This is a genomic window from Psychrobacillus sp. 05T411 (assembly GCF_056396485.1).
Genome location: NZ_JBFTLO010000003.1, coordinates 14,812 through 40,643, shown reverse-complemented (window position 1 = coordinate 40,643; position 25,832 = coordinate 14,812). Strand labels below are relative to the sequence as shown.

Sequence of the window (25,832 nt, the reverse complement as noted above, 5' to 3'; positions counted from 1 at the left end):
AGTCATGCTTACTCGTATAACTTTTTTGATTTTGTAGATTTACGAAATTCAGACGGAGAATATCCTGTCATTTTTTTGAAGTTATTACTGAAGTATGCCACTTCCGAGTACCCCACTCTTTCGGCAATCTCGGTCATCTTTAATGTAGTGTTCAGCAATAAGCGTTTCCCTTCTTGAATGCGAAGTTCTGTTAAATAATCTACGAATTTAGTATTTAGTTGCTGCTTAAACAGTTGACTAAGGTAACTTGGATTCAAGTGCACACTTTTTGCTGCGTCGGTTAGCGTTACTTGTTTTAATGGCGTTTTTTCAATATAAGCCAATACTTGATCTATTGTAGAAGTAGGAATTACCTCATCATCAATGGTAGGTACTTTACTTTCTTCCCCTACTCCTTTTCGTTTATTAAGCCATTTTTCCAAGCAAATTTTTAAGTCTTCTTCCTCAATTGGCTTAAGAAGATAATCTGTTACCCCGCTCCGGATTGCTTGTTGAACAATTTGAAACTCATCATGAACACTAATTACGATACAATCCAGGTCTCTATCTAATCCGTTAAGCTCCTTCACCAAAGAAATTCCATCCATAACTGGCATACGAATATCAGTTAAAACCAAATCAACCTCGTTTTGTTTAATCCAGTCAAGCGCCTCTAACCCATTTGCGCATTCATGTACGATTTGTAAGGATAAGTTCAACTTTCTAATCGACCACATAAGAGCTTTCCTTACCCATCTCTCATCGTCCACTAGTAAAACTCTTTTCATTCTTTCTCCACTTCCTTAACATCTACAATCGGCAAATGAATACTAACCTCAGTTTCTACACCTCTCGTGCTAGTGATTGTTATTCCATACTCTGAGCCAAACACGTAGCGAATTCTCTGATGAACATTCATAATCCCAATATGTTGTCCACCCAAGGTAGCTGAATTTTTTCTTAATTTCTCCGTTAATACTTTTAATACATCTTCCTTTATTCCTACCCCGGTATCCGTAATTCGAATGACGAACAAGGATTCAGATAGAAGTTGTGCGGTTATCGTAATTGTTATTTTCTTCGAGTTTTCTCCAATACTGTGCATAAAACAATTTTCAACAATTGGTTGGAGAGAAAATTTTACAACCTCAAAGTCCATTAAGTAATCTGGTATATCAAATATATAGTCAAATCGGTCCTCGAAACGAAACATTTGAATTTGTAAATACATCTCACAAAACTTAATCTCTTCTCGTAAATTTACAGTTGGTATACTATTTCTAAGGTTATAACGTAAAAGTTTCCCTAGAGAAGATGACATATTAGCTATGTTCTCTTTGCCCTCTTCTAAAGCCATTCCTCTAATTGTTTCAAGAGAATTGTATAAAAAATGAGGGTTGATTTGTGATTGTAGCATTTTTAATTCAGTCTCTGTTTTGTTAAGCGTCATTTCAGCTTCCTTCAACTTGGAAATATACACTTCTTCCAGTAAATTGGATAGTCTTTCCACAGTCTTATTAAACCCAGCTGTCAATTGGCCGATTTCATCATCGGACTCCACCTTAACTCTTCCATTTAAATGACCAATTTCAACTTCTTTCATAAATGATCGAAGTCGATGAATAGGACGAACGATACTTTTGGATATACTATAAAAACCTACGAAGTAAGCAAATACTAAAGAAATAAAAATTGTCCATATTATTGCGGTCCTTATTTGTTGGATACCGACCCGCAAATCCTCGTATGGAGCAGCTGTAAAAAAGCTCCATCCGATGTTTTGGGAAAAAGAATAGGAAACAAACTCCTTACGATTGTTATCGATCAGCACTGACCCGCTTTTTTCGCTTTCAAGATGGTCTAACTGCTTGAATTCCACCTTGTTTCCAAGTTTTGTATAATTAGGATGATAGACATAATGCCCATTAGCATCCAAAATGAAAAAATAACCATTCTTATCGAAAGTCACCATTTTAGATATCTCTTCAATTCTCTTAAAATTGATATCAATAATGAGCATACCAACGGGCTTTAGTGTATGTGGATTATATAAGCGCCTAACTAAAGAAATTACCGGAAGCTCCTTGTCCTTCAATTTCAATGTCCTACTCACAAGTAATACCATCCCGTTTTGTGGGACGGATGAATACCAATATTCCTCTTTAATATTTGTTGCTGGATAGTAATTTCGCTCTCGCAATGAGTCAATAATAATGCCGTTATCTAATGAAACCGTAATATTCGAAATATCACTTCTTGAATATTCTGAATTTTTCAGAACTGTATATGCTTGTTCCGTAAGTGTAGGCTCATATTCATTGCTATTTGTTTCTTGTCTTAATAAACTTCCCATTTCAGGTGAGTTAATGATTTTTAAACTCGTTATTTCAAAGTCTTGCAAATAATATTCCACATGTAATTCTACCTGTTCTATTATTTTCTGACTTGATTGCTTGAACTCTTCCTCTAGTTCATAAGATGAATACTTGTAAGTGATGATTCCAACAGAAAGTACTGGTAATATAACTAGCACACTAGAAAATACACAAAGTTTTACCATAAGTGTCTGATTTCCAAATAGAATATAAGATTTTAAAAATTCAGAAATTTTACTCCACAGATTTTTCATCACAGTTCCTTTCCACTAAGTATTGATGAGTATTATATCCTCTTTAATCTTAATGGAAAAGACCTACCTAGTAAATATTCACTCAACTAGGTAGGGTAAAATGCTAATACCAATCACACATAGTTTTCGAGAGATTATGGACTTGCAGAATTGATGGCATCGACTAACTCTGGATAGTCTTTAGAAAATTCATCCACAATAGGTTTAACCGCTTCTTGCCAAGGTGATATATCTTCCACTTCTGTAATGGTTACTCCCGCCTCATTCAATGTATTTAGTGATTTTTCTTCATAATCAGCCCAAGCTTTTCTTTGGGTCTCGACTGAGTCTTGTGCTGCTTGTTTGATTAACGCTTTATCTTCATCTGAAAGCTTATCCCAAGCCGTTTTACTCATTAATACTACTTCTGGCACTCTAGTATGATGATCCATAATCAAATATTTTGCCTCTTGGTAATGGTTTGACGAGTCAAAACTCGGCAGATTATTTTCTGCTCCATCAATGATACCAGTCTGAAGACCAGAAAATACTTCTCCATATGGCATTGGAGTAGCACTGGCTCCTAATGCCTCCATCAATTTAATATTAATTTCGCTTTGCTGAACGCGAATCTTTTGTCCTTTTAAATCTTCAATGCTTGTTAAAGGCTTAGTAGAATAAAAACTACGAGAACCTGAATCGTAATAAGCAAGACCTTGCATTTTCGCAGCTTGAAGACCATCTAACAATTCCGTACCTTTTTCCCCATTGAGGAAATTCCACAAATGTTCATCACTGTTAAATAAATAGGGTACAGAGAAAACGGTGAAATCATCATTAAATTCGGCAAGTGGGCTTGCATTGATTCTAGCAAAGTCAATAGCTCCAAGTTGAACCTGTTCTAATACGGATTTTTCATCGCCCAGCTGCCCAGATGGAAACACCTCAATGGTAATTCGGCCGTTGGATTTTTCACTAACTAACTCAGCAAACTTTTGATCTCCAATAACCGTCGGATAATCAGCTGGTTGATTGTCTGCTAAACGTAAAGTAATTTTTGGCTCTTCCGATTTGGTGCCTTCATCCTTCTCTACTGCAACCTCTTCCTTTTTACCACATGCTGCTAAAATTATTGTAATAAACAGCACAGCAGTTAATAATCCTATCATTTTTTTGTTCTTCACTATCGCAAACCCCCTCAAATATTTTTTTATAATTTCTCCCCATTCCCGAGATTAGTCAGCCATCAAATTTGGAAGCCACATTACTACCTCAGGTATATAGGTGATAATTAACAGAACTACTAGTAGAGCGTAAAAAAAAGGCATCATTGCTTTCGTACCTTGTGCGATGGAGATCTTTCCTATCGCACAACCAACAAATAAAACGGTCCCAACAGGTGGGGTCAATAAACCTATTCCAGCATTTAATATAAGCACAATCCCGAAGTGTACTGGATCCATACCAAAGCTTGTGACAACCGGAAGAAGAATCGGTGTCATAATTAAAATCATTGGTGCCATATCCATTGGTGCCCCTAAGAGAAGTAATAATATATTAATGATCAATAATATAATAAGTGGATTATCAGAAATACTTAATAATAAGCTAGTCATCATAGATGGAATTTGTAAGTATGCCAATACCCAACCAAATGCAGCGGAAGCAGCGATTAGGAAAAAAACCATCGAAACCGTTTTCAACGTACGTTTTAATATTGGCCACACACTGGAAAGTGGTGCTTCTCTATAAATAACAAATGCTAGAATAAATGAATACAAACAAGCTAAAGCCCCTGACTCTGTGGCAGTAAAAACTCCACTCATGATCCCACCCAATATAATAACTGCTGGACTTAGAGATAACACCCCATGTAAAAGCGTACTTCCAATTTGTGATTTTGGCACGGGAGCTGCTTTTTCGTAACCTCTTTTTCTTGCAATTATATAACCTGTAATACATAGTGCGATTAGCATGATGACACCAGGAACGATACCAGCCATAAACAAGCTAGCGATTGAAACGCCACCCGCTGCTAAAGAATACAAAACAAGATTATGACTTGGCGGTACTACTACCCCCTGTATTGCGGATGCAATTGTAACTMCAACCGCATAATCTGCTTCATAGCCATTCTTTTTCATCATGGGAATCATCACCGAACCAACAGATGAAACATCCGCTACAGCAGAGCCAGATATATTACCGAAAAATAGCGAGGCCACGCTGTTTACCATAGCTAAACCTCCGCGGATTCGTCCTACTAATAAAATTGCTAAATTTACAATCCGAGTAGCCAGACCACCTGTACTCATTATTTGACCAGTTAGGATAAAAAATGGTATTGCAAGAAGGGAAAAAGAATTCACACCTTGAATCATCTGCTGTCCAATAATGGGTAATGGGATGTCTAGAAAAATAATCGTTAGCAGGGATGATATAACAAGTGTTAAAGCAATTGGAAAACGTAACATGATAAGGACAACAAAACTTACGAGTAAAATGGTGACTGCAATACTGGTACTTGTCATACTAATGCCCCTCCTCTATGTCTTTATACTTTGCTGTATTGATATTAAATAATTGTAGAAGTGCATATAAGCAAATCATGAGTCCGGTTATTGGCATGACGACATAGGTGATACTGCTTGGTAGTTTTGTTGCGGGTAGTGTAGATTCCAACATAAGAACCGTAAATTGCCAACCTTGAACTACAAGATAGATTCCAAATAAAAAGACAACGGTAAGAATCACTTTATCTAGCACTTTATTAAATATTTTTGGGAAAAGATTAGTAAATGAATCAATTCCTAAATGGATATATTCACGAAATCCAATGGCTATTCCCATAAATCCAAACCACACTAATAAAAGTAAAGTKATTTCTTCTGACCAAAAGAAGACAAAGTTGAAAAAATATCTTGTGATGACTTGCATTGTGACGATGAATACTAATAAAATGAGTGATAATAGGGTGAAATTTTCAAATATATTATCAATGAGTGAATACAGTCTTTTAATCAGATTCATAATTTCCCTCCTCAAGAAAGCGTTTACTTCTTCTTACTCTTTACATGTTACTTTTTATTCTGAATTGTTAGAATGTTTATTTTTTATGAAAAACTTGTGTTTTTTTTAGGTTTGGAAAAAGATCGGTTGTAATTTTATTATTCTGACTACCGTCACGACCAGCCTCTCTTTTCTCGGTAATCTTATATGCTTATCTAAAAAAAACGTAACCCTTTTGATAATCAAGGCGCTACGTTTTTTCTTTTTATAACTTAACAGGACTTCCACTTCTAGCGGATTCATAAATAGCCAAAATCAATTCGAGTGATTTTCTTGCTTCTTCCCCTGTCACTAGTGGTTCTTTTTTCTCCAAAATTGCATGAACAAGGTCATCATATTGTCTTTTGTGGGACTCATAAGAAGACATTTTGCTTGTTGAAGCACTTGTATTCACTACTTCTTTTGAAGTCTTTGTAAATTCATTGCCATTCTTAAAATTCCATTCTTTTACTTGGTCATTCTCAATGATTACACTTCCATTATTACCAAATATATCAAGAGTTACACTATATCCTGGATAGGCTGCAGTGTTTCCMTCAATTAGTCCAAGGGCACCTGACTTGAATTTTAAGGTTGCAACCGCGATATCTTCTACTTCTATTCTTTCATGCGAGCGAGTTGCACAATACGCATGAACTTCCTCGACCGGGCCCATTAAATATAGAAGAAGATCGATATAGTGAATCGATTGATTCATTAATGCGCCACCACCATCCAGCTTCCAAGTTCCCCGCCATTCACCACTATCATAATATTCTTGTGAACGATACCAGGTAGTACGCGCTGCTCCAAAATTCAATTGGCCAAATTCTCCTAGATCCATTGCATTTTTAATATCCACTATCCCATCATCAAATCTATGTTGAAAAATACAGTTCAAAATAACATTCGCTTCTTTACAAGCATAAATAAGTTCGTTCGTTTTGTTTAGTGACGTATCGATTGGCTTTTCAACAACGACATGTTTCCCTTTTTTCGCTGCTAAGATCCCAAAATCAGCATGTGTCCCACTTGGCGTTAAAATCGTGACAATATCGATTTTATCATTTCTTAGAAAATCCTCATAATCACTGTAAACTTGAATGTTGTATTGATTTCCCCATTTTTCAGCGGTTGTCTTATTTCTAGAAAAAATAGCTATTACTTCCGCATTCGGTACTTCTTGAATACTTCTAATATGTGTTTCTACAATACTTCCACTACCGACTATTCCAAAATATAAGGTTTTTTTCATCGTTTTATACCTCCGGAGAATTATATTTAGGATGCAGGGGTTTAAAAAAGACTAGCAACTGATCTGTCGCTAGTCTTTTTCTAATAGGTTGAATGGCTGCTTGATACTTATTGCACAAGTTTATGTTCTTGGATAAAATCTTTTAATATATCACTTAAATTCGGACCACTAATTTCATCTAAATCATAGTGTACACGTGTAGACGGTTTATTGATCGAAATGATGCGAGATAAATCGATTGGTGTCCCAATAATTACTGCATCACAGTCAGCATTATTGATTGTTTCTTCTAGATCTTTCAACTGTTGTTCGCCGTATCCCATGGCTGGTAGGACGTTTCCAATATGTTGGTATTTGTTGAACGTTTCGGTTAGTGTACCTACTGCAAATGGGCGAGGGTCAATGATTTCCTTGGCACCTAAACGTTCTGCTGCAACTGTACCTGCTCCAAGTTTCATCTCTCCATGTGTCAATGTAGGACCATCTTCCACGACTAACACGCGCTTTCCTACTACATTCTCTGGCTGATCGACAGTAATCTTTGATTCTGCTTTAATTATCGTACTACTTGGATTTGCAAATTTGATATTATTTTCTACTATTTGAATAGCTTCCTCTGCAGCGCTATCTACTTTGTTGATGATGGCCACGTCGGTTGTTCTTAAACATACTTCACCGGGATAATATTTCAGCTCATGACCTGGGCGGTGTGGGTCTAATACCGTAACTGCTAAATCAGGTTCGAAGAAAGAAAAATCATTATTTCCCCCGTCCCATAAAATAACGTCACAGCCGTCCGGATCATTTTCAGCCGCTGCCAAAATATCTGCATAATCGACACCAGCATATACAATATTGCCGCGTGCCACATGTGGTTCATATTCTTCCATTTCTTCAATCGTACAATGATGTTCTTTTAAATCTTCCACTGTTGCAAAACGCTGAACACGCTGTGCATTTAAATCGCCATAAGGCATTGGATGTCTCACTGCAATAACTTTTAAATCATGCTCCAACAGCTTCTCGATAATTTTTCTCGATGTTTGACTTTTTCCTGTTCCAGTTCGTACAGCGCAAACGGAAATGACAGGCTTATTACTTTTTAACATGGTGGATTTTGGACCTAATAATGTAAAGTTGGCACCTGCTGCATTCACGATTGCACTCACACCCATCAGATCCTCATAACCAATATCACTATATGCAAATACACATTCATCCACTTGCAACTCTTTAATTAGTTCTGGTAATTGGTCTTGTGAATAAATATGAATTCCTTCTGGGTATAGCTCACCTGCTAATTCACTTGGATATTTACGTCCATCAATATCTGGAATTTGTGTCGCTGTAAAAGCAACAACTTTATATGCTTCATTATTACGATAATACGTATTAAAGTTATGAAAATCTCTTCCTGCAGCACCTATAATAATAATATTCTTTCTTTTCATAGCACTCACTCCTATATATTCGTTAAATTATTATAATCATAACTAATAATGTATATTAATACAACTGAGTTTTCAAAATTGCTAGAAATTTAATAATATCGATACTAGATTTCTCTTAATTTGCTTTCAATAAGACTCATATCAAGTTTGAATTTTCTCGTACCATCTTGGGGTTTCCATACCGTTCTCGGATCATTTCTCGAAAACTAGGATATATTTACTTGCACTAGATTTCACAGTCCATTCGATTTGGTCATCAAATTCAGCATACACACGATGTGTAAAGATATACTATCCCTTTTTTCTCTCTATCTAGAATTCAGTTGTTATGTCTAAGCCCCCTTATTCCTTTTTCATATATTAATAAAGAAGGTGGTGAGAAAATGAATAATGATAGATATAACGATTTACGCCAGGATAAAGATAAAGAAAAAATAGAATCAGCACACCAACAGTGTATTGACCGTGCTTATCGTATTCCCATATTTTTAAGTACGACAACACATTTAAATAACAACCAACAACGGTTTCTAAACCGTCTAATTTTGGAAATTGAGAATGCTTTGCTTTTTCCGCGAACATTACCCTTAAGCGAAAGTTATCCGGAATCCATATTAACTGATATTCGTCGCTTAGTTTCATCAAGCTATGGAATGTTGGCAATAAACCTTCGTCGTTTTAAAATTCAAACAGTCGAAGTCAATACCGGCCCCCTTCCACCCTCCACTCCGGTCTGGGAAGGTTCAGTTTATTCACAAGTAGAACCTTCCATGGCTTTTCAATTTGGACTACCCCTTTTATTAGTAAGGGAAGAAGATACCGACGCAAATAACGGAATTTGGGCAGGAGGAATTGCCCCACTCAACCTATTTATAGTTTGGCATTCTGAAACACAAACTGTTGAGCAGTTTTTTAAAACACCCGAATGGAAATCGGCCTTTGCAAATTGGTGTGCACAAGTCAGAAATGCTTTTTATATTCAGACAGAACCTACATTTAAGTACAGGTGCAACTGATAAACCTGTACTGCATTATCGAGTCGAAAATATAGAAGGCTTTGTTCCTCTATATTTTCGACTTATTTACGTAAGCGTCTATTTGGCGCTTACCTTTGTATATTATCTGTTCCATGCTCATATATAAATTTTTCAAATTGCGTCATCAAGCACCTCCTATATCGTTAAACGTTAGAGGGAGAAGTGGGAATTTTTGTTTAAATATGTTCGTATTTTGTTTCATCTTGTTGTTGGATGAATGGTTTCAAATGGAGAACCAATTACTTCATATACTTTGCAACTAACTCATAGCATCTATCTCTTGTCAGACTTGCTTGCGTCGCCACATATTCTAATGATTCCATCGAACCACCCTGATATTTTAGTGATGCTTCTTTCGCAACTTCATCTCTGTTTTTTACCCAGTTCCGTTGTTCTTCTCTTAATGTATCCATCTGTTCTGTACTGAGCTGTTCTTTCAACACTCCGTAAATTTCATTTAACTTCACATCCCACTTTTTATATCTCTCCGCCTCTTGTTCCTTCAACTCTACCATTGTTGTTCCAGCTTCTAAGTTTCTATCTGCTTCTTCCATCTCATTCAGTTTCTTGAGATATTCTTCCTTTTTACTTTCAGTACTTAGTACAGTGTTATCAGCACCTTCTGAAGAATTGTCACCTCTATTCTGAGGCGAGTCTTCACAAGCAACCAATATGACTAATACGAGGGTAAATATTACCGTTAATGTTTTTCTATTATTTTTCATTTTTAAAGCCTCCTCTTTGAAAATCATGCAATACTTTAACATCCTTCCAAGTGAAAATTGCTTGAAGTCCAGCGTTTCTTTATCTAATTTCATTCAATAATTGTAAAGTAGTAATCATGTTGAATAAGACCATCTATACTGAGCACATTAAATCTTAGGAGGTGATGATATCATGGCAAAGAAAAATAACCAAATTTTAAAAAGAAAGAACCTAATTTTAGAAAAAACACGCGTGAAGAATTTGCCAAAGAACATAATTTAAATCAAGCTAAAGGAAGAAATACACAACAAAATAACCACCAGTATCAATAAGACAATAAAATAGAAGAAACTCATTATATAAATCACATTCAGACGAATCGAATTTATGGATAATTTCCCAATTAGATTTATCTGAGCGTTATTGCTGCTATTATATAATAGCTATATCATTTCACCAAATGGATGAACGAGGAAGTTAATTAAATAATATCTTAGTTAGCTAGTATGTATATTTCCGTATTATAGGAAGAGGTAAGCATTTAAACACTCACCTCTTCCTGTACTGAATTAATCCCTTTTTTTAGGTTTATTTTTATTTATTTCTTTCGTTACTTTGTTTTTAGATATCTCAATAAATTCCTCAGAAAATTCTTCGTCCGGATTATTTGTAGGATTTTTATACAGTTCGAATCCATTATGCGTTCGAACATTCATTGTTTTATTATTATTTTTACTCATTGATCATCACCTCCTAAAGTCTAATTTGCTCTAGATAGAGGTTTTTATTCTTACTGGGCCAAACATAACTCCATAAAAGTGAGCATTTATTGTACTGAAAAAAAACAATAGCAGTTTATCAAGACATCTATTAATAATACACTTTTAAAACACATATACTTCTATATTTGTAGTCTTCAATGAGGAGGAGGAAAGATATGGAGGTTCATGTAAGACGTGGTGACTCTCTCTATTACTATAGCCAATTATTTATGATTCCTTTGCAACTAATTATTCATTCGAATCGGAGCGTCAATGCTCAAACGCTGTCAGTTGGGCAACTCATTCAAATTCCTGGATTTGTTACGGTCAATTATCAAATTAAACCGGGGGACTCACTTTGGAGCTTGGCGGAGAGTCGTAACCTTCCCCTTGATGCAATTCTTCTTCTAAACCCCAATCTTAATCCAAACTATTTGCAAATTGGACAGACGATTCAGCTTCCTCTAAGAGTGGACTGGAGAATTGTTAGTGGAAAACAAGATTATGATTACGATACGATGACGTTTGACATTAGACGATTGCAGACCATTTATCCATTTTTGCGAGTTTCTTCGATAGGCAATACCGTTTTAGGCAAGGATATCCCTGAAATCGAAATTGGGAACGGAGAAAAACAAGTGCATTATAATGCTTCCTTTCATGCCAATGAATGGATTACAACTCCTATCCTTTTGACCTTTTTAAATGATTACTTACTGTCCTTAACGAATCAGCGCCCAATCCGGGGACTTGTTACTGCTCCATTATATGTCCAAACGACACTTTCCATTGTTCCAATGGTCAACCCGGATGGTGTGGACTTAGTATTAAACGGCCCCCCTACTGAAGAACCATCCAGAAGCAATGTGATCGAATGGAATAAGGATAGCTTGGACTTTTCAGGATGGAAAGCGAATATTCGCGGAGTAGATTTGAATGATCAATTCCCTGCGGAGTGGGAACGTGAACGAGCTCGGAATCCTAAAACTCCTGGTCCAAGAGATTACGGAGGGGAAAGTCCTTTATCGGAACCAGAAGCAATCGCAATGGCGGATCTAACTAAAGCCAAAGATTTTGCTAGAGTACTAGCTTTTCATACACAAGGGAGAGTTATTTACTGGGGATTTGAAAATCTCGAACCGCCGGAAACCGAAGCAATGGTCACAGAATTTAGTAGAGTTAGCGGATACGAACCCGTTCAAACAATCGAGAGCTACGCTGGTTATAAAGATTGGTTTATACAAGACTGGCGAAGACCCGGCTTTACGGTGGAACTTGGATCAGGAACAAATCCACTGCCACTTACTCAGTTTAATGAAATCTATGAAGAGGCATTAGGGATTTTTTTAGCAGGATTATATTTATGAAAAGTTAGCAGATCAATAAAGGATTACATGACAAAAGCCTTCAGTGCGTTAACACTGAGGGCTTTAATCTTTTATGCCTATTCAGAGCTTCTATCGTTCCTATGACACCCGAATTATACTTATCCTCTAATTTTCTTGAGAATTCCACCGGGCATTTTAAGCCTAAATACTTTCTTTACATTTTCTAATTTAATTGCTTTTCGTACTGCATTATAGCATCTCCCAAATAGTTCGCTATTTTCTACAATATCAATGATGACCGTCTCTAATAAAGCAATAATACCTACAATAGTAAGTACAATCAATGTAATCATATCGTAAATACTATCAAAAGAATTTGGTTGATAAGTCATAAAGTTGAGTTTGATATAATAAAAAATGACACCGGAAACAAAAGAAAAAACGGGAATATATTTCATTAAACTAGGGGCTACTTTCTTTCCTAAATAATAAATAATACAAGCCATAAAAACCATTATGATTAAACAAATAAGAATGCCCATCTTAAAGCTCATTTGGTCACCTCTTTCCTTTTAAACTGGATCATTAGCTGTCATCATCACATTACTATATTCCAATTAGTACTTCTTCATACCGAAATATGAACTTGGAGGAATTCTGAAATGAATCTTTAATAAAATAAGTTTATCCAATAGAGGAAAAATTTAACCTGCTGTATGATTAAAATAAAAGAGTACGACATCATAAATGCCGTACTCCTCGTTGTAACTATCGTATTTTAGTTGTTTTATGCCTTTTTCCAAACAGACGCATACTTCTTTTTATACTTGGGATCCACTTCTTTTTCAATCAAATTTAAAGCTGTTTGCTTTACTTTCTCATCTTTTGTTTCCTCATACAAATTTCGAAGTCCTTGAATAATATCAAAACGGATTAATGTATAATTCTTTTCTTCCGTACCATTTTCAAACCTGTCTACAAAGCTTTTTAAGACCATTTCTCTTTGTTCCTGCCCTGCTAATGCGACTCTCCAAATGGATTGCAGGCTATGCCTTGCAGTTACAAACTTTGGATCTTTTGTCACCTGCCATACTGCTGAAAAGTCTTCTAGCATCCGTTTTTCAGGATCACTTATTGCTAAATTAGCGAGAAACTGAGCACCTCTTGATCTACGGTGATTATTAGGATCTGTCAGCCATTCTTTTAATTGACCCCAAACTTCATAAGCCCAATCCACTTTTTCTTTTGTAGCATCATTAATATACCCGAATGCTTCATACTGAAGATCTTTGTCTTTTGCTTCTAAATTTTCGAAATGTGTTTGAGTTATGAGATCCATTTTAAATCCTCCATTTTAATATTAGCTCTGTCCAAATTGATACAAATAGAAGGAGCGTAGTTAGAATGCTGGAATTGCTGTTTCTTCATAATTTTCTTCTAAAAATTTGCGTACTTCTGGACTTGTCATCGCTTGGGCCAATTTTTGGATCGGTTCCCAGTCCGCGTTGTCTTTGCGTGCGATTAATGTAATAGCAAAATCATTTTCTGTTCCTTCTGTAAGGAGTGCATCACTTTTTGGTGTCAATCCTAGTGGGGCAGCATAAGCAGGTGTCATGACTACCGCATCTGCATCATCGTACATTCTCGCTAACATTAACAAATCTACCTCTTCAAACTTCAAGTTTTTAGGATTGTCGTTAATATCCGCTAACGTATAATATGTATCTGTTTTTTCTTTTAACGTAATGACTTCATGCTGTGCTAACAAAGTCAAAGAGCGATCAATATTAGAAATGTCATTGGCAATTGCTATAACAGCGTCTTGCGGTAGTTCATCCATTGACTTATACTCTTTCGAATACACACCATAATTCGCAAAATAAATAGGTACAATTGGCACTAGTTCCGAATTATTGTTGGCATTGAATTGCTCCATATACGGGACATGTTGGAAAAAGTTTGCATCCACTTCCTTTGCTGCAAGCGCACTGTTTGGTTGTACATTATCGCCTAATACGACCACTTCCAGATTAATCCCTTCTTCAGCTAGTTTTGGTTTCACAAGCTCGAGAATTTCTGTCATTGGTGGTATTAAGGAAGCTACTTTCAGTGTCACTTCTTCGTTGTCATTACTTTGCGGGCTTTCATTTTTTGCCTCTTTATTTTCTTGACCACAACCAGCTAAGATGAGTAGTAGTGCGGCTATTAAAAATAATAATTTTTTCATAACTATGTTCCTCCATTTATCTTTTATCTATTTTTCTTGATACAGTAGTTCCAATAAACTGAATGAGCTGCACAAGAATGACCATAATAATTATCATATACATCATTAAGTCTGTTTTAAATTGTTGATAACCATATCGTATAGCAAAGTCTCCTATACCGCCTCCTCCTACCACTCCCATAATAGTTGAATAGGAAATAAAACTAATAATAGATGTTGTCAATCCAAGAACGAGCCCCGAGCGTGCCTCCACATATAGGAATTTATAAATAATTTCCTTCACAGACGCCCCCATGGAAATCGCTGCTTCCAGTACCCCTTTTGGTACATCCAGTAAAGATTGCTCGACCAATCGCGAATAATGCGCAATGGCTATTATAGCTAATGGAATGGTTGCTGCCGCTGTGCCAATGGCAGTCCCAATGATGACTCTTGTGAATGGAATTAAAAAAACAACTAATAATAGGAAAGGAAAAGAACGTATAATATTTACCAATAAATTCAATGATGAGAAAATGACTTTATTCTCTAGTATTTGTCCCTTCCTACAAAGGAAAAGCAATGTTCCAACCGGGAGCCCTAATACAATGGCAGCTAAAATAGAAACACCAACCATTACAAAAGTTTCTCCAATAGAGGACCAAATTTCAGCTTCATATTGAACTAATATTTCAGGCATGGTTCATCCCTCCATCCTTTGTTAGTTGTTCAACAAAGTACTTTGGACTATTGTCTGTACTTAGCATACTTATTGGCTTAATTGGTATCGTGTCATATATTTCTCCATCTGCCATTACCGTTACGCGATTACATATACTTTTAATCACGTCCATTTCATGACTAACAAGAACAATTGTAACACCAAAACTTTTATTTACCTTTTCTAATACTTCCAATATTTCCGAAGTTGTATGAGGATCAAGTGAAGAGGTTGGTTCATCACATAACAAAACTTGCGGGTTATTTGCTAGCGCTCTTGCAATTGCGACACGTTGCTTTTGACCACCGCTTAATTGCGCTGGATATTTGGATATAAAATTTTCTAGCCCAACAAATTGAAGACATTCCATAATCCGATTTCGACGCTCTTTTTTAGGGGAATTTGCCAATTCTAAAGACACGGCTACATTTTGGAAAACAGTTTTATTCGCCACTAGATTAAAATGTTGGAAGATCATCCCAACAGCTTTCCGAGCTTCTCGTAGATGTTTGCTTTTCAAATTAGTTAAAATTTGCCCATTTACTTCTACTTCCCCTTCATCGGGAATTTCCAGCAAATTCATTAGTCGCAGTAAAGTGGATTTTCCCGATCCACTTGCTCCGATAATTCCATAGATTTCTCCTTTATTAATCTTCATAGTCACGGAGTTAATAGCCCGAAAATGTGCATAATTTTTAGTTACACTATGTAATTGAATCATAAAAAAAACACCTTTCTATTATTTGAAGGGCGATTGCAACGATACTTATTATAGCTTATTATGCTAAAGCTGTCATGATTGTTATTCCCTGTGACATGCCAACTTAGACGGTACTATGCATTATGTCTAAGTTGTTTGGTACACAGGGAAAGTATTCAATTCAATAATTGGTCAATCCACTCTTGCACTTTCAATCCTTCTTGAAACGATACTATGAATGATTCTTTACCATTTACTGTATGATGACATGTATCTATTAGACTATTAGGCTCAATGCTAGGATTGACTGGAACAGCTTCTTGATCTTTTTCACTGACCCAAAGTTCTGACCAATTTCGTATAGTCATTACTTTTTTTGTTCCAAAAACTTTAAATTCAAGACGTTCTTCTTGTCCAACTCCAGACAAACCATTTAGAACAATTGGTATTCCGCTTTCTGTTTTAGCTAACGCTGTTACACCCGTCTCACAAAGATCGACGTCTGCTGGATAAGTCGTCATATGCGAGGAAATTGTGATGTTTCCGAAAAGATGATACATAAGTTGAAGATAATGTGGAAATATTTCTCTTATGAAACCACCTTGTTCCCTTGTGCCGATCCAAGGATTTTGTTGCCATTTTCTCGGCCAGTTTGGTAAGTATGTATGCAATTCAATGCGAACGATATCACCAAGTTCTTTTGTAGCTAATGTATTCTTGAGACTATGTACAACCGGACTATACATTAACGGAAAATGCATGGCTGTTTGTACATTAGCTTCAGCTGCTACTTTTACCATCCGCATCCCATCCTTCACGTCATGAGCAAGTGGCTTTTCAGAAAGAATGTTCAATCCATATGCTGCTATTTGTTCGGATAGAGGCGCGTGGCTTACAGGAGGAGTACCGATATAAACCCAATCTGGACGCGTTAATAGAAGCATTTCTAAAGATTCTGCAATCGGAAGCTGGTACTTTGTTGAAATTTCATCTAGCCTTGTTTTATTTTCATCAAATACAGATACGATTTCGCAATTAGGATGAGCTATAATCTGATTAATAATACGTTCTCCCACAACTCCTGTTCCGATTATTGCAAATGTAGTTTTCTCCATTAGTTTCGCTCCTTTCGCATTCTTTTTTTTCAAGTTATGTAACTAGTTAATCATAATTATCAAAAGAAGGAAAGATTAATCATCCTTTTATTAAAATACGTGTAATCGTTCATTTACCGGAAATACTAATAAGCAAAGGAGTGAAACAAATGGCAAATAGAAATAAAATATTAGTTCCCTCTGCTCGAGAAGAATTAGACAAACTAAAGGCTCGTGTGATGAAAGAACAAGGCTACGATGTAAATATGGACAAACCAAATGATGTTAAATACGAAATTGCAGAAGAACTAAGTATTCCATTAAAAAAGGGATATAACGGCAAACTTACAGCTGAACAAGCCGGAAAAATAGGCGGACCAATTGGTGGCAGTATGGTGAAAGAAATGATAAGAATGGCACAAGAACAAATGATGAAAAATGAATGAGCAACACGCTTCTCGAACAAAAACACATAATTTATATAGGATTGGGGACTATAAAGTTGAAACGAATAAGGCAATGAAAACATGGTTTAAATACAGAATGGAGGAATTACACAGATGACAAAAAGTCAACAAAACCTTAGTCCAAGTACTGCCTATACCCGTTTCATGTTGGGCTCCGTCCTAACCGCTTATGGTACTGTTAAATTATTGCGGGATCCTAAAAGCAGAATAGGGAGAATGCTTGTTTTATTTGGTTCCATGAAAGCGGCAGAAGGCGCCACTAAATTTTGTCCAACAAAAGCGATGAGTACTATGATGGACAAAATGATGAGTGAGAATACTTCGCAAAGTGCTTCTGCTGGAGCCGGGGCATCCATGAGTAGCACAACAGGATCCCAACAAAGTGCTTCCAATAGCAGTACTGGGCAAATGGGTGGAAATCTCATGCAAATGGTCGGGAATATCGCTCAAAAACTAACCAGTGCAAATTCGTCCCAACAAATGGCGAGTAGTACGGCTGCTCAAACAATTGGTGATATGGCTCAAACTGTAGCACCGAAAGTTGGGCAAATGATAAACGATGTAGCATCTATGGCTGGATCCCCAAATGCTACTGGAGGAAATAGCGGTGGAAAACAAGCAGCTGCGACGAGCGGAACATCGAACAAAACAACGACTTCTAATGCGAATGCTAGCACACAGAATACCGCAAATGTATCCTCAACTGGTAACAAAAATGCTTCTGCAAATGCGGACTATACGAAAACAACTTCAGCTTCAAACAACAATGCAAAAAAGCAAGCCACTTCCCCAAATAGTAATAACACGCAAAAAACTGACGCAAAAATAACAATTGATTCTTCTGTAATAGACGCTGCATCCAAAACAGCTGCTAAAAACACAACTACCCCAAATATTCTTCAATAACAAAAAAACATGTCACCGTAAATTGAGGTGGCATGTTTTTTAAATATGTATATGTCGAAATATTCGAATAAATGGAATGTGTGTTCTATAATAATGAAAAAGAGGAGGAGTTTTCAATGAAAATGGAAGTAGTAAGAGTAAAGGATTCGAATTTCCTAGGGCATGAATTTCTTGAAAAGTTTTCCGTCGATGTTAAAACGGAAGCAACAGAATATCATGCTGCATTGCAAGAAGTGTATTTTTATAGATATGATAGGATGGATACTAGTGAATGGGAATCCCAAATGGATTATATTCATGAACTAGTTTCAAGCTCCTGTCCAATGTCCTATCAAGAGACGGCGCAACACTTGGGAATTCCAATGACTGAAGTAATAGCAAAATCAAATATGTATGATTTCTTTTGAAGAGACATGGCGGGATTCTGATAGTCCATTAAAAGAAAACCGCCGTGCTACAATCTACAATTAACCACAACTGCTCCCCCTCTTCCGGAAAGCTCAAATCGAATTAAGCGACGAAACTGAAAAAGAAAGCGTTAAAACCACAACACATAGTAACTGAAAATACTGAATTATATTTCTATTAAGTGTTTTCATATAAGCATTGAGCTATAATTATAAGTTGAAGGGGGAAACAAATATGATCAAACAATCCATCATTGAAAATGTGTTAGAAGCCGCACTCTCCAATGGCGGTGATTTTTCGGAAGTATTCATAGAAGATAAGTATGTAAACAGACTGGAATTGCAAAGCGGAAAGTTAGAGAAAAGTATATCTGGTCGTGATTTTGGAGTTGGCATTCGTATTTTTTCAGGTCTGCAAAGTATCTACACTTATACGACTGATTTTTCAGAAGAAGGCTTGCTACTAGCAGCAAAACGGGCAGCACTTGCTATTAAAGATGGAGTAAATGGAACGCTTCACCCACTCCGAAAAGAAATATTCCAGCCTATTCACCAAATTGAACAAATGCCAAAAACTGTGGAACATGCTAGGAAAGTAGCCGTAATGAGAAAGGCAAACGAGATTGCTAGAAATTACGATGAACGAATACGACAAGTTGGGCTACGCTATATAGACGAAGAACAACATGTACTAATTGCTAATTCAGAAGGAAAATTTGTGGAAGATACTCGAGTCCATAGTAGACTATCTATACAAGCAACTGCTTCTGACGGTGTGGAAATGCAGACAGGATTTTACGGACCAGGAGCACATGCAGGATTTGAATTTATCGAAAAATTAGATTTAGATCATTATGCGGGAGAAGCATCACGCATTGCTATAACGATGCTTGGAGCGGATGAATGTCCGAGTGGAAAATTCCCTGTCATTATTGATAATGAATTTGGTGGCGTTATTTTTCACGAGGCGTGTGGACACGGACTAGAAGCTACTTCTGTTGCAAAAAATAATTCTGTTTTCGCAAATCGGATAGGTGAAAAAGTTGCGCCCGAAATCGTGACCTACATTGATGACGGTACTCTACCCAATGAATGGGGTTCCTTAAATATCGATGATGAAGGCGAAAAGACACCCAAAAACGTCTTAATCGAAAACGGCATTTTAAAAGGTTATCTTATCGATAAATTTAATGCCCGTCGTATGAATGCAGAAGCAACTGGATCTTCCCGACGTGAGTCGTACCGATTCAACCCCACATCTCGTATGACAAATACGTATATTGCACCGGGGACATCGACCCCAGAAGAAATTATTACATCGACTGAAAAGGGGCTATATGCAAAATATATGGGTGGAGGCTCCGTAAATCCAGCAACAGGAGATTATAATTTCGCTGTTTCGGAGGCTTACCTTGTGAAAAACGGGAAAATTGATCGCCCAGTACGAGGGGCAACACTTATTGGAAACGGAGCGAAAACATTGCAGCTAGTTGATAAAGTCGGCAATAATCTTGCCCATGGTGCAGGAATGTGCGGGTCTATAAGTGGAAGCCTTCCAGTAAATGTCGGACAGCCGATGATTCGCATTAGTGAAATTACAGTCGGTGGGACAAAGGGGGAATAAAACATGCATATCACTGAGTTTCAAGAAAAATTACTAAGTAAGGCAATAGACGCTGGTTTCAAGGAAGCTGAAGTGTATTATGAACGTTCGGAATCATTCCAATGTATGATTTTTGAAGGAGAAATCGATAGCTACGAAACCTCTGAAGATGGCGGTCTTGGGTTGCGAGGCCTTTATAACGGAAAAATGGGCTATGCCTATACGGAAAAAATTGATGAAGATTCAATCCTATTTTTAATTGATAGTGCAAAAGCAAATGCAGACGTCCTTGATGAAGACGATGGATCAGATATTTTCGGAGGCAGTATAAAATACAATAATCATTCGTTTTACAGTGAAGAACTTGCCAAAATTCAAATTCCAGAAAAGATTGAACTTATTAAGTCTATTGAAAAGAAAGTGCTCGCATACGATCCTCGGATTGTAACTCTGAACTACTGCGTTCTACAAGATTTCTCAGGAGACCGCATGCTGGCAAACAATAAAGGTCTTTCATTGAAAGAAAAAAAGAATGGATTAGTCATTTTCCTATCCACAGTCGTAAAAGATGGAGAAGAAATGAAAACAGGTAGTTTCATTAAGTTGACGCGTGATTTTAGTTCTCTCGATGCAGATAACATTGCAAAAGAAGCGGCAGAAGAAGCTTTGGCTAATCTTGGCGAGCAATCTATTCCAGCTGGAAGATATCCAATTATTATGCGACATGACGCAGCCGCATCGTTACTTGCAACGTTTACACCAATTTTTTCAGCTGAAAACACGCAAAAAGATCAATCGCTTTTAAAAGGAAAAGTCGGGCAAAAAATTGCATCTGATGTCTTTACATTGCTCGATGATCCCTTCCACCCAGACGCTTTTGCTGGATCGAATTTCGATGGAGAAGGTGTGGCTGCAAAAACAAGGAATATAGTTTCAAATGGCCTTCTTGAAACACTACTCCATAATCGAAAAACGGCAAAATTAGATGGTGTAGAAACAACAGGTCATGCACATAAAGCATCTTATAAAAGCACACTCACTATAGCACCGCTGAATATGTACATTGCACCAGGTAAAAAAAGCAAGGCTGATCTAATTGCATCCATAGCAAACGGAGTTCTCATTACGAATTTGTCGGGACTTCATTCGGGTACAAATACGGTTTCTGGAGATTTTTCGGTTGCTGCAGCCGGATTCCATATTAAAGACGGCAAAATTTCAACATCTGTTAAACAGATGACAATTGCTGGTAACTTCTTCGATTTTATCAATGATATCGAAGAGATTGGATCCGACCTAAATTTCCGGCCGGGCGGTTACGGTTCCCCATCCTTACGAGTAAAAGAACTTTCCGTTACAGTTGATTAAGTAGAAAACGGGACATCCCGCACTTTCGAGGATGTCCCGTTTTAGAAAGTATTTACTGATTTATCCTTTTGTCTAGTATCTTATTTACAATTTGCTTTACTTATCGAAATCTTGCTCTAAACGTTTCACGAATTCTTCGGCCGCGCTATAGCCTTGCTGCTTCAAATACCAGTTATTTGCCGCTGCTTCTATTAATCCAGCAACATCCCGACCTGGCTGTAATTGAATTTGAATATGTGGAATTTGTACTCCCATATATTCTATAAATTTCGTTTCCAATTCTAGTTCGTTATTTAATGCATTATGTTCCCATTTAGTTAACTCGATATCTAGTGCAATTCGTGTTTCATCTTGGAATGCAGCTCTTCCATATAAACGTACGACATTTAGTAAACCAATACTTCGCAAAGCAAGAAATTCTTTGTTTTTTTCATTATGCGAGCCGAGTAATGTTTGCGGGCTTAGCTTTTTCAACACGACGATATCATCTGCTACTAAACGATGCCCACGTCCGATTAGCGTATGAGCCGTTTCACTTTTCCCAACACCTGATTTGCCGCGCAACAAAATACCCATTCCAGCTACATTCACACAAACACCATGAATGGCAATTTCTTCTGCCATCGCTTTTACCACATAAGCATCTAGTTTCGCACTTACCTCACTTGTCGAGTCCTTCGTTCGTAATACTGGAATCTTTTTTTCCACACAATAATGGATTAATCCAAGTGGCTCTTCTTGATTGGATGTGATGATAATACACGGCGGATCGTATTGAACGATATTGCCAATGCGTAGTTTGCACTCTTTTTCTGAAAGTGTATGTAAATAATTAATTTCATTTTTCCCTAATATTTGGACATGTTCATTGGCTATAAAATCGAATTTATCCATAAACTCTAACCCTGGTCGACGGACTTTCGATTTTTTCAGTACACGATGTAACTGATCCAATCCTGTTAACACATTAAATGAAAATGTACGGACGATATTTTCAACTGTTATGATTTTCATATTTATCTCTCTCGCCTTCTAAATTCCCCGTTAAATATTAGTAATAATACCCTAATAAAGTATACTCTACAAGTACTTAAAACATGAATAACCTATTGCATCACTTTATTAAGTCTGTCTATTTTCTATTATCTCCACAAACTTTTTCGACGCTTGGGATAAGGACACACTCTTTAAATAACATACACCAATATTTCTTTTTGGAATTTTTTCCACTAAAGGTACTTCATATAATAATCCTTTGTTTATATACTCCTTGGAAAATTCTTTTGTTACACATGCTATCCCTAGATTGATTCGAGCGAATTCTAATAATAAATCATGAGATCCTAATTCAAATTCAGGAGCTATTTTTATCCCTTTGKATAATATATAATCTTCCACATATTTTCTAGAAATTGAACTTGGTTCCAACAATATTAATGGAAGTTTCACAACTTCTTCTAGACTTATTGGGTGAGATAATAGCTTATTATATTTTTCTCCACACACAAACACGTCATGAATATCAATACATGGAATTTGTTCTAATGTAGAATCTTCCAGGGGAAAATTACAAATCGCAATATCAACTGCTCCTGATTTTAATAGCGAACAAAGCTCCAGTGTCGTGCCGTTCTCAATCTTGAACTTAATATTCGGATACTTCATATGAAAAGCTTCTAAATATGGAAGCAAATAATATCTAGAAATAGTATCCCCGACGCCTATTTTCAATTCCCCAGCTGTTAAATGCTTAAATTCAAACATCTTTTCTTCCCCAACATCGATTAAATTCATAGCGGAGCTCACATACTCAAATAGAAGACTCCCTTCATTTGTCAATGTTACTCCTCTTGGTGTTCGATTAAAAAGACGGATATCTAATTCTCTTTCCAGCTGCATGATGGACTGGCTAACAGCTGGTTGTGTCATATAGAGATCTTTTGCAGCCTTTGAAAAGCTTTTACAAAGAGCGACTTTAAAAAACACTTTATATAAATCTAATTTACTTACCATATAAGCACCTCTTATATCTACTATATTATATATTCATTTTACTTATACCATTAATTTCATGTATAGTACAAGTAGGAATTAATCAAATGTGCCCCGGCGTATTTGCCGCCCAAATTTTTCTTGATCTTGCTCGAGAAAAACCTGTGGCATTCGCCGGAGGCTTTTACTTTTATGCTTATTAAGGAGCGATCATTTTGGAAAGAGTTGTTGGAACAGTTGTAAGAGGCCTTCGTTGCCCAATTATCAATCAGGGAGATCAAATCGAAGAAATCGTTGTAGATAGCGTGCTAAAAGCTTCAGAGGTAGAAGGATTTACGATTCAAGATAAAGATATCGTTACATTAACAGAATCCATTGTTGCTCGTGCACAAGGAAATTATGCAACGATTGATCATATTGCACAAGATGTACAGTCGAAATTTGGAGAGGAAACAGTTGGTGTTATCTTCCCTATTTTAAGTCGTAATCGATTTGCAAACATCCTTCGCGGAATAGCGAAAGGTACTAAAAAAGTTGTATTAATGCTAAGCTATCCATCGGACGAAGTTGGCAATCACTTGGTAGACATAGATTTACTTGACGAAAAGGGCATTAATCCTTGGACGGATGTTCTAACTGAAAAACAATTCCGTGATCATTTTGGCTATATTAAGCATACCTTTACTGGAGTCGATTATATTGAGTATTATAAATCATTAATCGAAGAATTCGGTGTGGATTGTGAAGTTATTTTCTCCAATAATGCGAAAACCATTTTAGATTACACAAAAAATGTACTTACTTGTGATATCCACACAAGATTCAGAACGAAGAGAATTTTGAAAGCAAATGGTGGAGAGAAAATTTTCGGCCTTGATGACATCTTATCAACATCTATTGATGGTAGTGGATTTAATGAAGCATATGGTCTACTAGGATCAAATAAATCAACAGAAGATAGCGTGAAACTTTTCCCGCGTAATTGTCAACCACTCGTTGATAATATACAGCAAATACTAAAAGAAAAAACAGGTAAAAACGTAGAAGTTATGGTGTACGGAGATGGCGCATTTAAAGATCCAGTGGGTAAGATTTGGGAACTTGCAGATCCAGTTGTATCCCCTGCTTATACAGCAGGTCTTGACGGTACACCAAATGAAGTGAAATTAAAATATCTTGCAGATAATAATTTTGCGGATTTAAGAGGCGAAGAACTGAAACAAGCTATTTCTGAGTTTATTAACAACAAAAATGAAGATCTTGTAGGATCGATGGAAGCACAAGGGACAACTCCTAGAAAGCTAACAGATCTTATCGGTTCCTTATCTGACTTAACTTCTGGAAGCGGCGACAAAGGGACGCCTATCGTTTTCATCCAAGGTTATTTTGATAACTACACAAAATAATACTGCTTTTTTTAGCGAGATATTCGACAAGTTAATTGTTGAATATCTCGCTTTTTTAATTGTTTTAAAAATGATTTTATTTCATCGGATGAAAAAACTGACCATTAAGTTTTGTTTCAAACTGACGCTTTTACAAGTGCCAAAACTTTGATAAAGTTATTGACAAAYACAAAAGGAAAGAAAGGTATAAAATTATGAACACTATAAAAACTTATTCGAGATCAAATACGACCGACTTAATCATCACTTCCATGTTAATTGCGCTCGTGTTTGTTGCAACAGTTTTATTAAATATTAAATTGCCTATTTCAGCAAACGGCGGTTTAGTTCATCTTGGAACTGGCATGCTCTTTATCGCCTCTATTTTATTTGGGCCTAAAAAAGGGGCAATTGCGGGAGCTGTTGGGATGGGGTTATTCGATTTAATGATGGGATGGACATTGTGGGCGCCTTTCACTATTGTAGCTCGCGGTTTACAAGGATATATTGTGGGGAAAATTGCTTGGTCAAATGGCCGTAATGGAAACAGTTATGTCTTCAATCTAGTCGGAACAATCTGTTCGGTTCCTTTTATGTTAGCAGTATATTATATTTGCGAACGGGTTATATTTGGTAGTTGGATTATACCATTAGGTTCTATTCCTGGAAATCTAGTTCAAGTTGTTGTAGGTATGTGTATAGCTCTTCCAGTTTGTGCTGTGTTAAAGAAATTGCCTATTTTTAAATGATTCTTTAACATCTCGAAGCATAGGTAAGTCAATAGCTAATAAATGAAGCGCAAAAAAGACGT

General features: G+C 36.6%; 26 protein-coding genes. 9 read left to right on the top strand and 17 right to left on the bottom strand.

Annotated features, from left to right (window positions below; genetic code table 11):
• Positions 1 to 8: 8 nt before the first annotated feature.
• The 7 genes from AC1DFT_RS02940 to AC1DFT_RS02910 form a co-directional block, all read right to left on the bottom strand.
• On the bottom strand, positions 9 to 767 hold the full coding sequence (locus tag AC1DFT_RS02940; protein ID WP_477917457.1) for a response regulator transcription factor: 759 nt from the start codon (positions 765 to 767) through the stop codon (positions 9 to 11).
• The gene (locus AC1DFT_RS02935; RefSeq protein ID WP_477917455.1) at positions 764 to 2,539 is read right to left on the bottom strand and encodes a sensor histidine kinase; all 1,776 of its coding nucleotides are present in this window, start codon (positions 2,537 to 2,539) and stop codon (positions 764 to 766) included. Before AC1DFT_RS02935 ends, AC1DFT_RS02940 begins: the two co-directional genes overlap by 4 nt.
• Before the next feature lie 203 nt (positions 2,540 to 2,742).
• The gene (locus tag AC1DFT_RS02930) at positions 2,743 to 3,771 is read right to left on the bottom strand and encodes a TRAP transporter substrate-binding protein (RefSeq protein ID WP_477917453.1); all 1,029 of its coding nucleotides are present in this window, start codon (positions 3,769 to 3,771) and stop codon (positions 2,743 to 2,745) included.
• Positions 3,772 to 3,822: 51 nt separating this feature from the next.
• The gene (locus AC1DFT_RS02925; RefSeq protein ID WP_477917451.1) at positions 3,823 to 5,118 is read right to left on the bottom strand and encodes a TRAP transporter large permease; all 1,296 of its coding nucleotides are present in this window, start codon (positions 5,116 to 5,118) and stop codon (positions 3,823 to 3,825) included.
• Position 5,119: 1 nt separating this feature from the next.
• Positions 5,120 to 5,617 carry a TRAP transporter small permease gene (locus tag AC1DFT_RS02920; protein ID WP_477917449.1) on the bottom strand — a complete coding sequence of 166 codons (498 nt, stop codon included), beginning with the start codon at positions 5,615 to 5,617 and terminating at the stop codon, positions 5,120 to 5,122.
• A gap of 244 nt (positions 5,618 to 5,861) precedes the next feature.
• Complete coding sequence (locus AC1DFT_RS02915) at positions 5,862 to 6,890, bottom strand: Gfo/Idh/MocA family protein (protein WP_477917447.1); 1,029 nt, start codon at positions 6,888 to 6,890, stop codon at positions 5,862 to 5,864.
• A gap of 107 nt (positions 6,891 to 6,997) precedes the next feature.
• The gene (locus AC1DFT_RS02910; protein WP_477917445.1) at positions 6,998 to 8,341 is read right to left on the bottom strand and encodes a cyclic 2,3-diphosphoglycerate synthase; all 1,344 of its coding nucleotides are present in this window, start codon (positions 8,339 to 8,341) and stop codon (positions 6,998 to 7,000) included.
• 383 nt (positions 8,342 to 8,724) lie between these two features.
• Between AC1DFT_RS02910 and AC1DFT_RS02905 the strand changes: the two genes are divergently transcribed.
• Positions 8,725 to 9,357: a hypothetical protein gene (locus AC1DFT_RS02905; RefSeq protein WP_477917444.1), complete on the top strand. Its 633-nt coding sequence runs from the start codon at positions 8,725 to 8,727 to the stop codon at positions 9,355 to 9,357.
• A gap of 260 nt (positions 9,358 to 9,617) precedes the next feature.
• On the opposite strand, the gene AC1DFT_RS02900 is transcribed toward AC1DFT_RS02905, so the two are convergent.
• Positions 9,618 to 10,103 (bottom strand): lysozyme inhibitor LprI family protein, encoded by a 486-nt coding sequence (locus AC1DFT_RS02900; protein WP_477917442.1) that lies wholly within the window; start codon positions 10,101 to 10,103, stop codon positions 9,618 to 9,620.
• Between the two features lie 549 nt (positions 10,104 to 10,652).
• Positions 10,653 to 10,823 carry a hypothetical protein gene (locus tag AC1DFT_RS02895; RefSeq protein ID WP_477917441.1) on the bottom strand — a complete coding sequence of 57 codons (171 nt, stop codon included), beginning with the start codon at positions 10,821 to 10,823 and terminating at the stop codon, positions 10,653 to 10,655.
• Between the two features lie 197 nt (positions 10,824 to 11,020).
• On the opposite strand from AC1DFT_RS02895, the gene AC1DFT_RS02890 reads away from it, so the two are divergent.
• Positions 11,021 to 12,211, top strand: coding sequence for a M14 family metallopeptidase (locus AC1DFT_RS02890; RefSeq protein WP_477917439.1), 1,191 nt, complete (start codon positions 11,021 to 11,023; stop codon positions 12,209 to 12,211).
• Between the two features lie 119 nt (positions 12,212 to 12,330).
• Here AC1DFT_RS02890 and AC1DFT_RS02885 read toward each other — a convergent pair whose 3' ends face one another.
• The 6 genes from AC1DFT_RS02885 to AC1DFT_RS02860 form a co-directional block, all read right to left on the bottom strand.
• On the bottom strand, positions 12,331 to 12,726 hold the full coding sequence (locus AC1DFT_RS02885; RefSeq protein WP_477917437.1) for a hypothetical protein: 396 nt from the start codon (positions 12,724 to 12,726) through the stop codon (positions 12,331 to 12,333).
• A gap of 233 nt (positions 12,727 to 12,959) precedes the next feature.
• Positions 12,960 to 13,511 (bottom strand): hypothetical protein, encoded by a 552-nt coding sequence (locus AC1DFT_RS02880; protein WP_477917436.1) that lies wholly within the window; start codon positions 13,509 to 13,511, stop codon positions 12,960 to 12,962.
• A gap of 60 nt (positions 13,512 to 13,571) precedes the next feature.
• A complete protein-coding gene (locus AC1DFT_RS02875) occupies positions 13,572 to 14,399 on the bottom strand; it encodes a MetQ/NlpA family ABC transporter substrate-binding protein (RefSeq protein WP_477917434.1) in 828 nt (275 codons plus the stop codon).
• Between the two features lie 16 nt (positions 14,400 to 14,415).
• Positions 14,416 to 15,078, bottom strand: a complete 663-nt coding sequence (locus AC1DFT_RS02870; protein WP_477917432.1) for a methionine ABC transporter permease — start codon at positions 15,076 to 15,078, stop codon at positions 14,416 to 14,418.
• On the bottom strand, positions 15,071 to 15,820 hold the full coding sequence (locus AC1DFT_RS02865; RefSeq protein ID WP_477917429.1) for a methionine ABC transporter ATP-binding protein: 750 nt from the start codon (positions 15,818 to 15,820) through the stop codon (positions 15,071 to 15,073). Before AC1DFT_RS02865 ends, AC1DFT_RS02870 begins: the two co-directional genes overlap by 8 nt.
• Positions 15,821 to 15,975: 155 nt before the next feature.
• Positions 15,976 to 16,914, bottom strand: coding sequence for a Gfo/Idh/MocA family protein (locus tag AC1DFT_RS02860; protein WP_477917428.1), 939 nt, complete (start codon positions 16,912 to 16,914; stop codon positions 15,976 to 15,978).
• 149 nt (positions 16,915 to 17,063) lie between these two features.
• On the opposite strand from AC1DFT_RS02860, the gene AC1DFT_RS02855 reads away from it, so the two are divergent.
• From AC1DFT_RS02855 to AC1DFT_RS02835, 5 genes are all read left to right on the top strand, one after another.
• Positions 17,064 to 17,339, top strand: a complete 276-nt coding sequence (locus AC1DFT_RS02855) for a small, acid-soluble spore protein, alpha/beta type (RefSeq protein ID WP_477917426.1) — start codon at positions 17,064 to 17,066, stop codon at positions 17,337 to 17,339.
• A gap of 114 nt (positions 17,340 to 17,453) precedes the next feature.
• The gene (locus tag AC1DFT_RS02850) at positions 17,454 to 18,266 is read left to right on the top strand and encodes a hypothetical protein (RefSeq protein WP_477917424.1); all 813 of its coding nucleotides are present in this window, start codon (positions 17,454 to 17,456) and stop codon (positions 18,264 to 18,266) included.
• Positions 18,267 to 18,382: 116 nt separating this feature from the next.
• On the top strand, positions 18,383 to 18,673 hold the full coding sequence (locus AC1DFT_RS02845; protein ID WP_477917423.1) for a hypothetical protein: 291 nt from the start codon (positions 18,383 to 18,385) through the stop codon (positions 18,671 to 18,673).
• A gap of 235 nt (positions 18,674 to 18,908) precedes the next feature.
• Positions 18,909 to 20,297: a TldD/PmbA family protein gene (locus AC1DFT_RS02840; protein WP_477917421.1), complete on the top strand. Its 1,389-nt coding sequence runs from the start codon at positions 18,909 to 18,911 to the stop codon at positions 20,295 to 20,297.
• A 3-nt stretch (positions 20,298 to 20,300) separates the two neighbouring features.
• On the top strand, positions 20,301 to 21,644 hold the full coding sequence (locus AC1DFT_RS02835) for a TldD/PmbA family protein (RefSeq protein WP_477917419.1): 1,344 nt from the start codon (positions 20,301 to 20,303) through the stop codon (positions 21,642 to 21,644).
• A 96-nt stretch (positions 21,645 to 21,740) separates the two neighbouring features.
• On the opposite strand, the gene hprK is transcribed toward AC1DFT_RS02835, so the two are convergent.
• Both hprK and AC1DFT_RS02825 read right to left on the bottom strand, forming a co-directional pair.
• Positions 21,741 to 22,658, bottom strand: a complete 918-nt coding sequence (gene hprK, locus AC1DFT_RS02830) for an HPr(Ser) kinase/phosphatase (RefSeq protein ID WP_477917417.1) — start codon at positions 22,656 to 22,658, stop codon at positions 21,741 to 21,743.
• Positions 22,659 to 22,766: 108 nt separating this feature from the next.
• Entirely contained in the window at positions 22,767 to 23,657 is an 891-nt protein-coding gene (locus tag AC1DFT_RS02825) for a LysR family transcriptional regulator (protein ID WP_477917416.1), read from the bottom strand.
• A gap of 194 nt (positions 23,658 to 23,851) precedes the next feature.
• On the opposite strand from AC1DFT_RS02825, the gene AC1DFT_RS02820 reads away from it, so the two are divergent.
• Both AC1DFT_RS02820 and AC1DFT_RS02815 read left to right on the top strand, forming a co-directional pair.
• Positions 23,852 to 25,042: a coenzyme F420-0:L-glutamate ligase gene (locus AC1DFT_RS02820; RefSeq protein WP_477917414.1), complete on the top strand. Its 1,191-nt coding sequence runs from the start codon at positions 23,852 to 23,854 to the stop codon at positions 25,040 to 25,042.
• 194 nt (positions 25,043 to 25,236) lie between these two features.
• The gene (locus AC1DFT_RS02815; protein ID WP_477917413.1) at positions 25,237 to 25,770 is read left to right on the top strand and encodes an ECF transporter S component; all 534 of its coding nucleotides are present in this window, start codon (positions 25,237 to 25,239) and stop codon (positions 25,768 to 25,770) included.
• Positions 25,771 to 25,832: the final 62 nt, after the last annotated feature.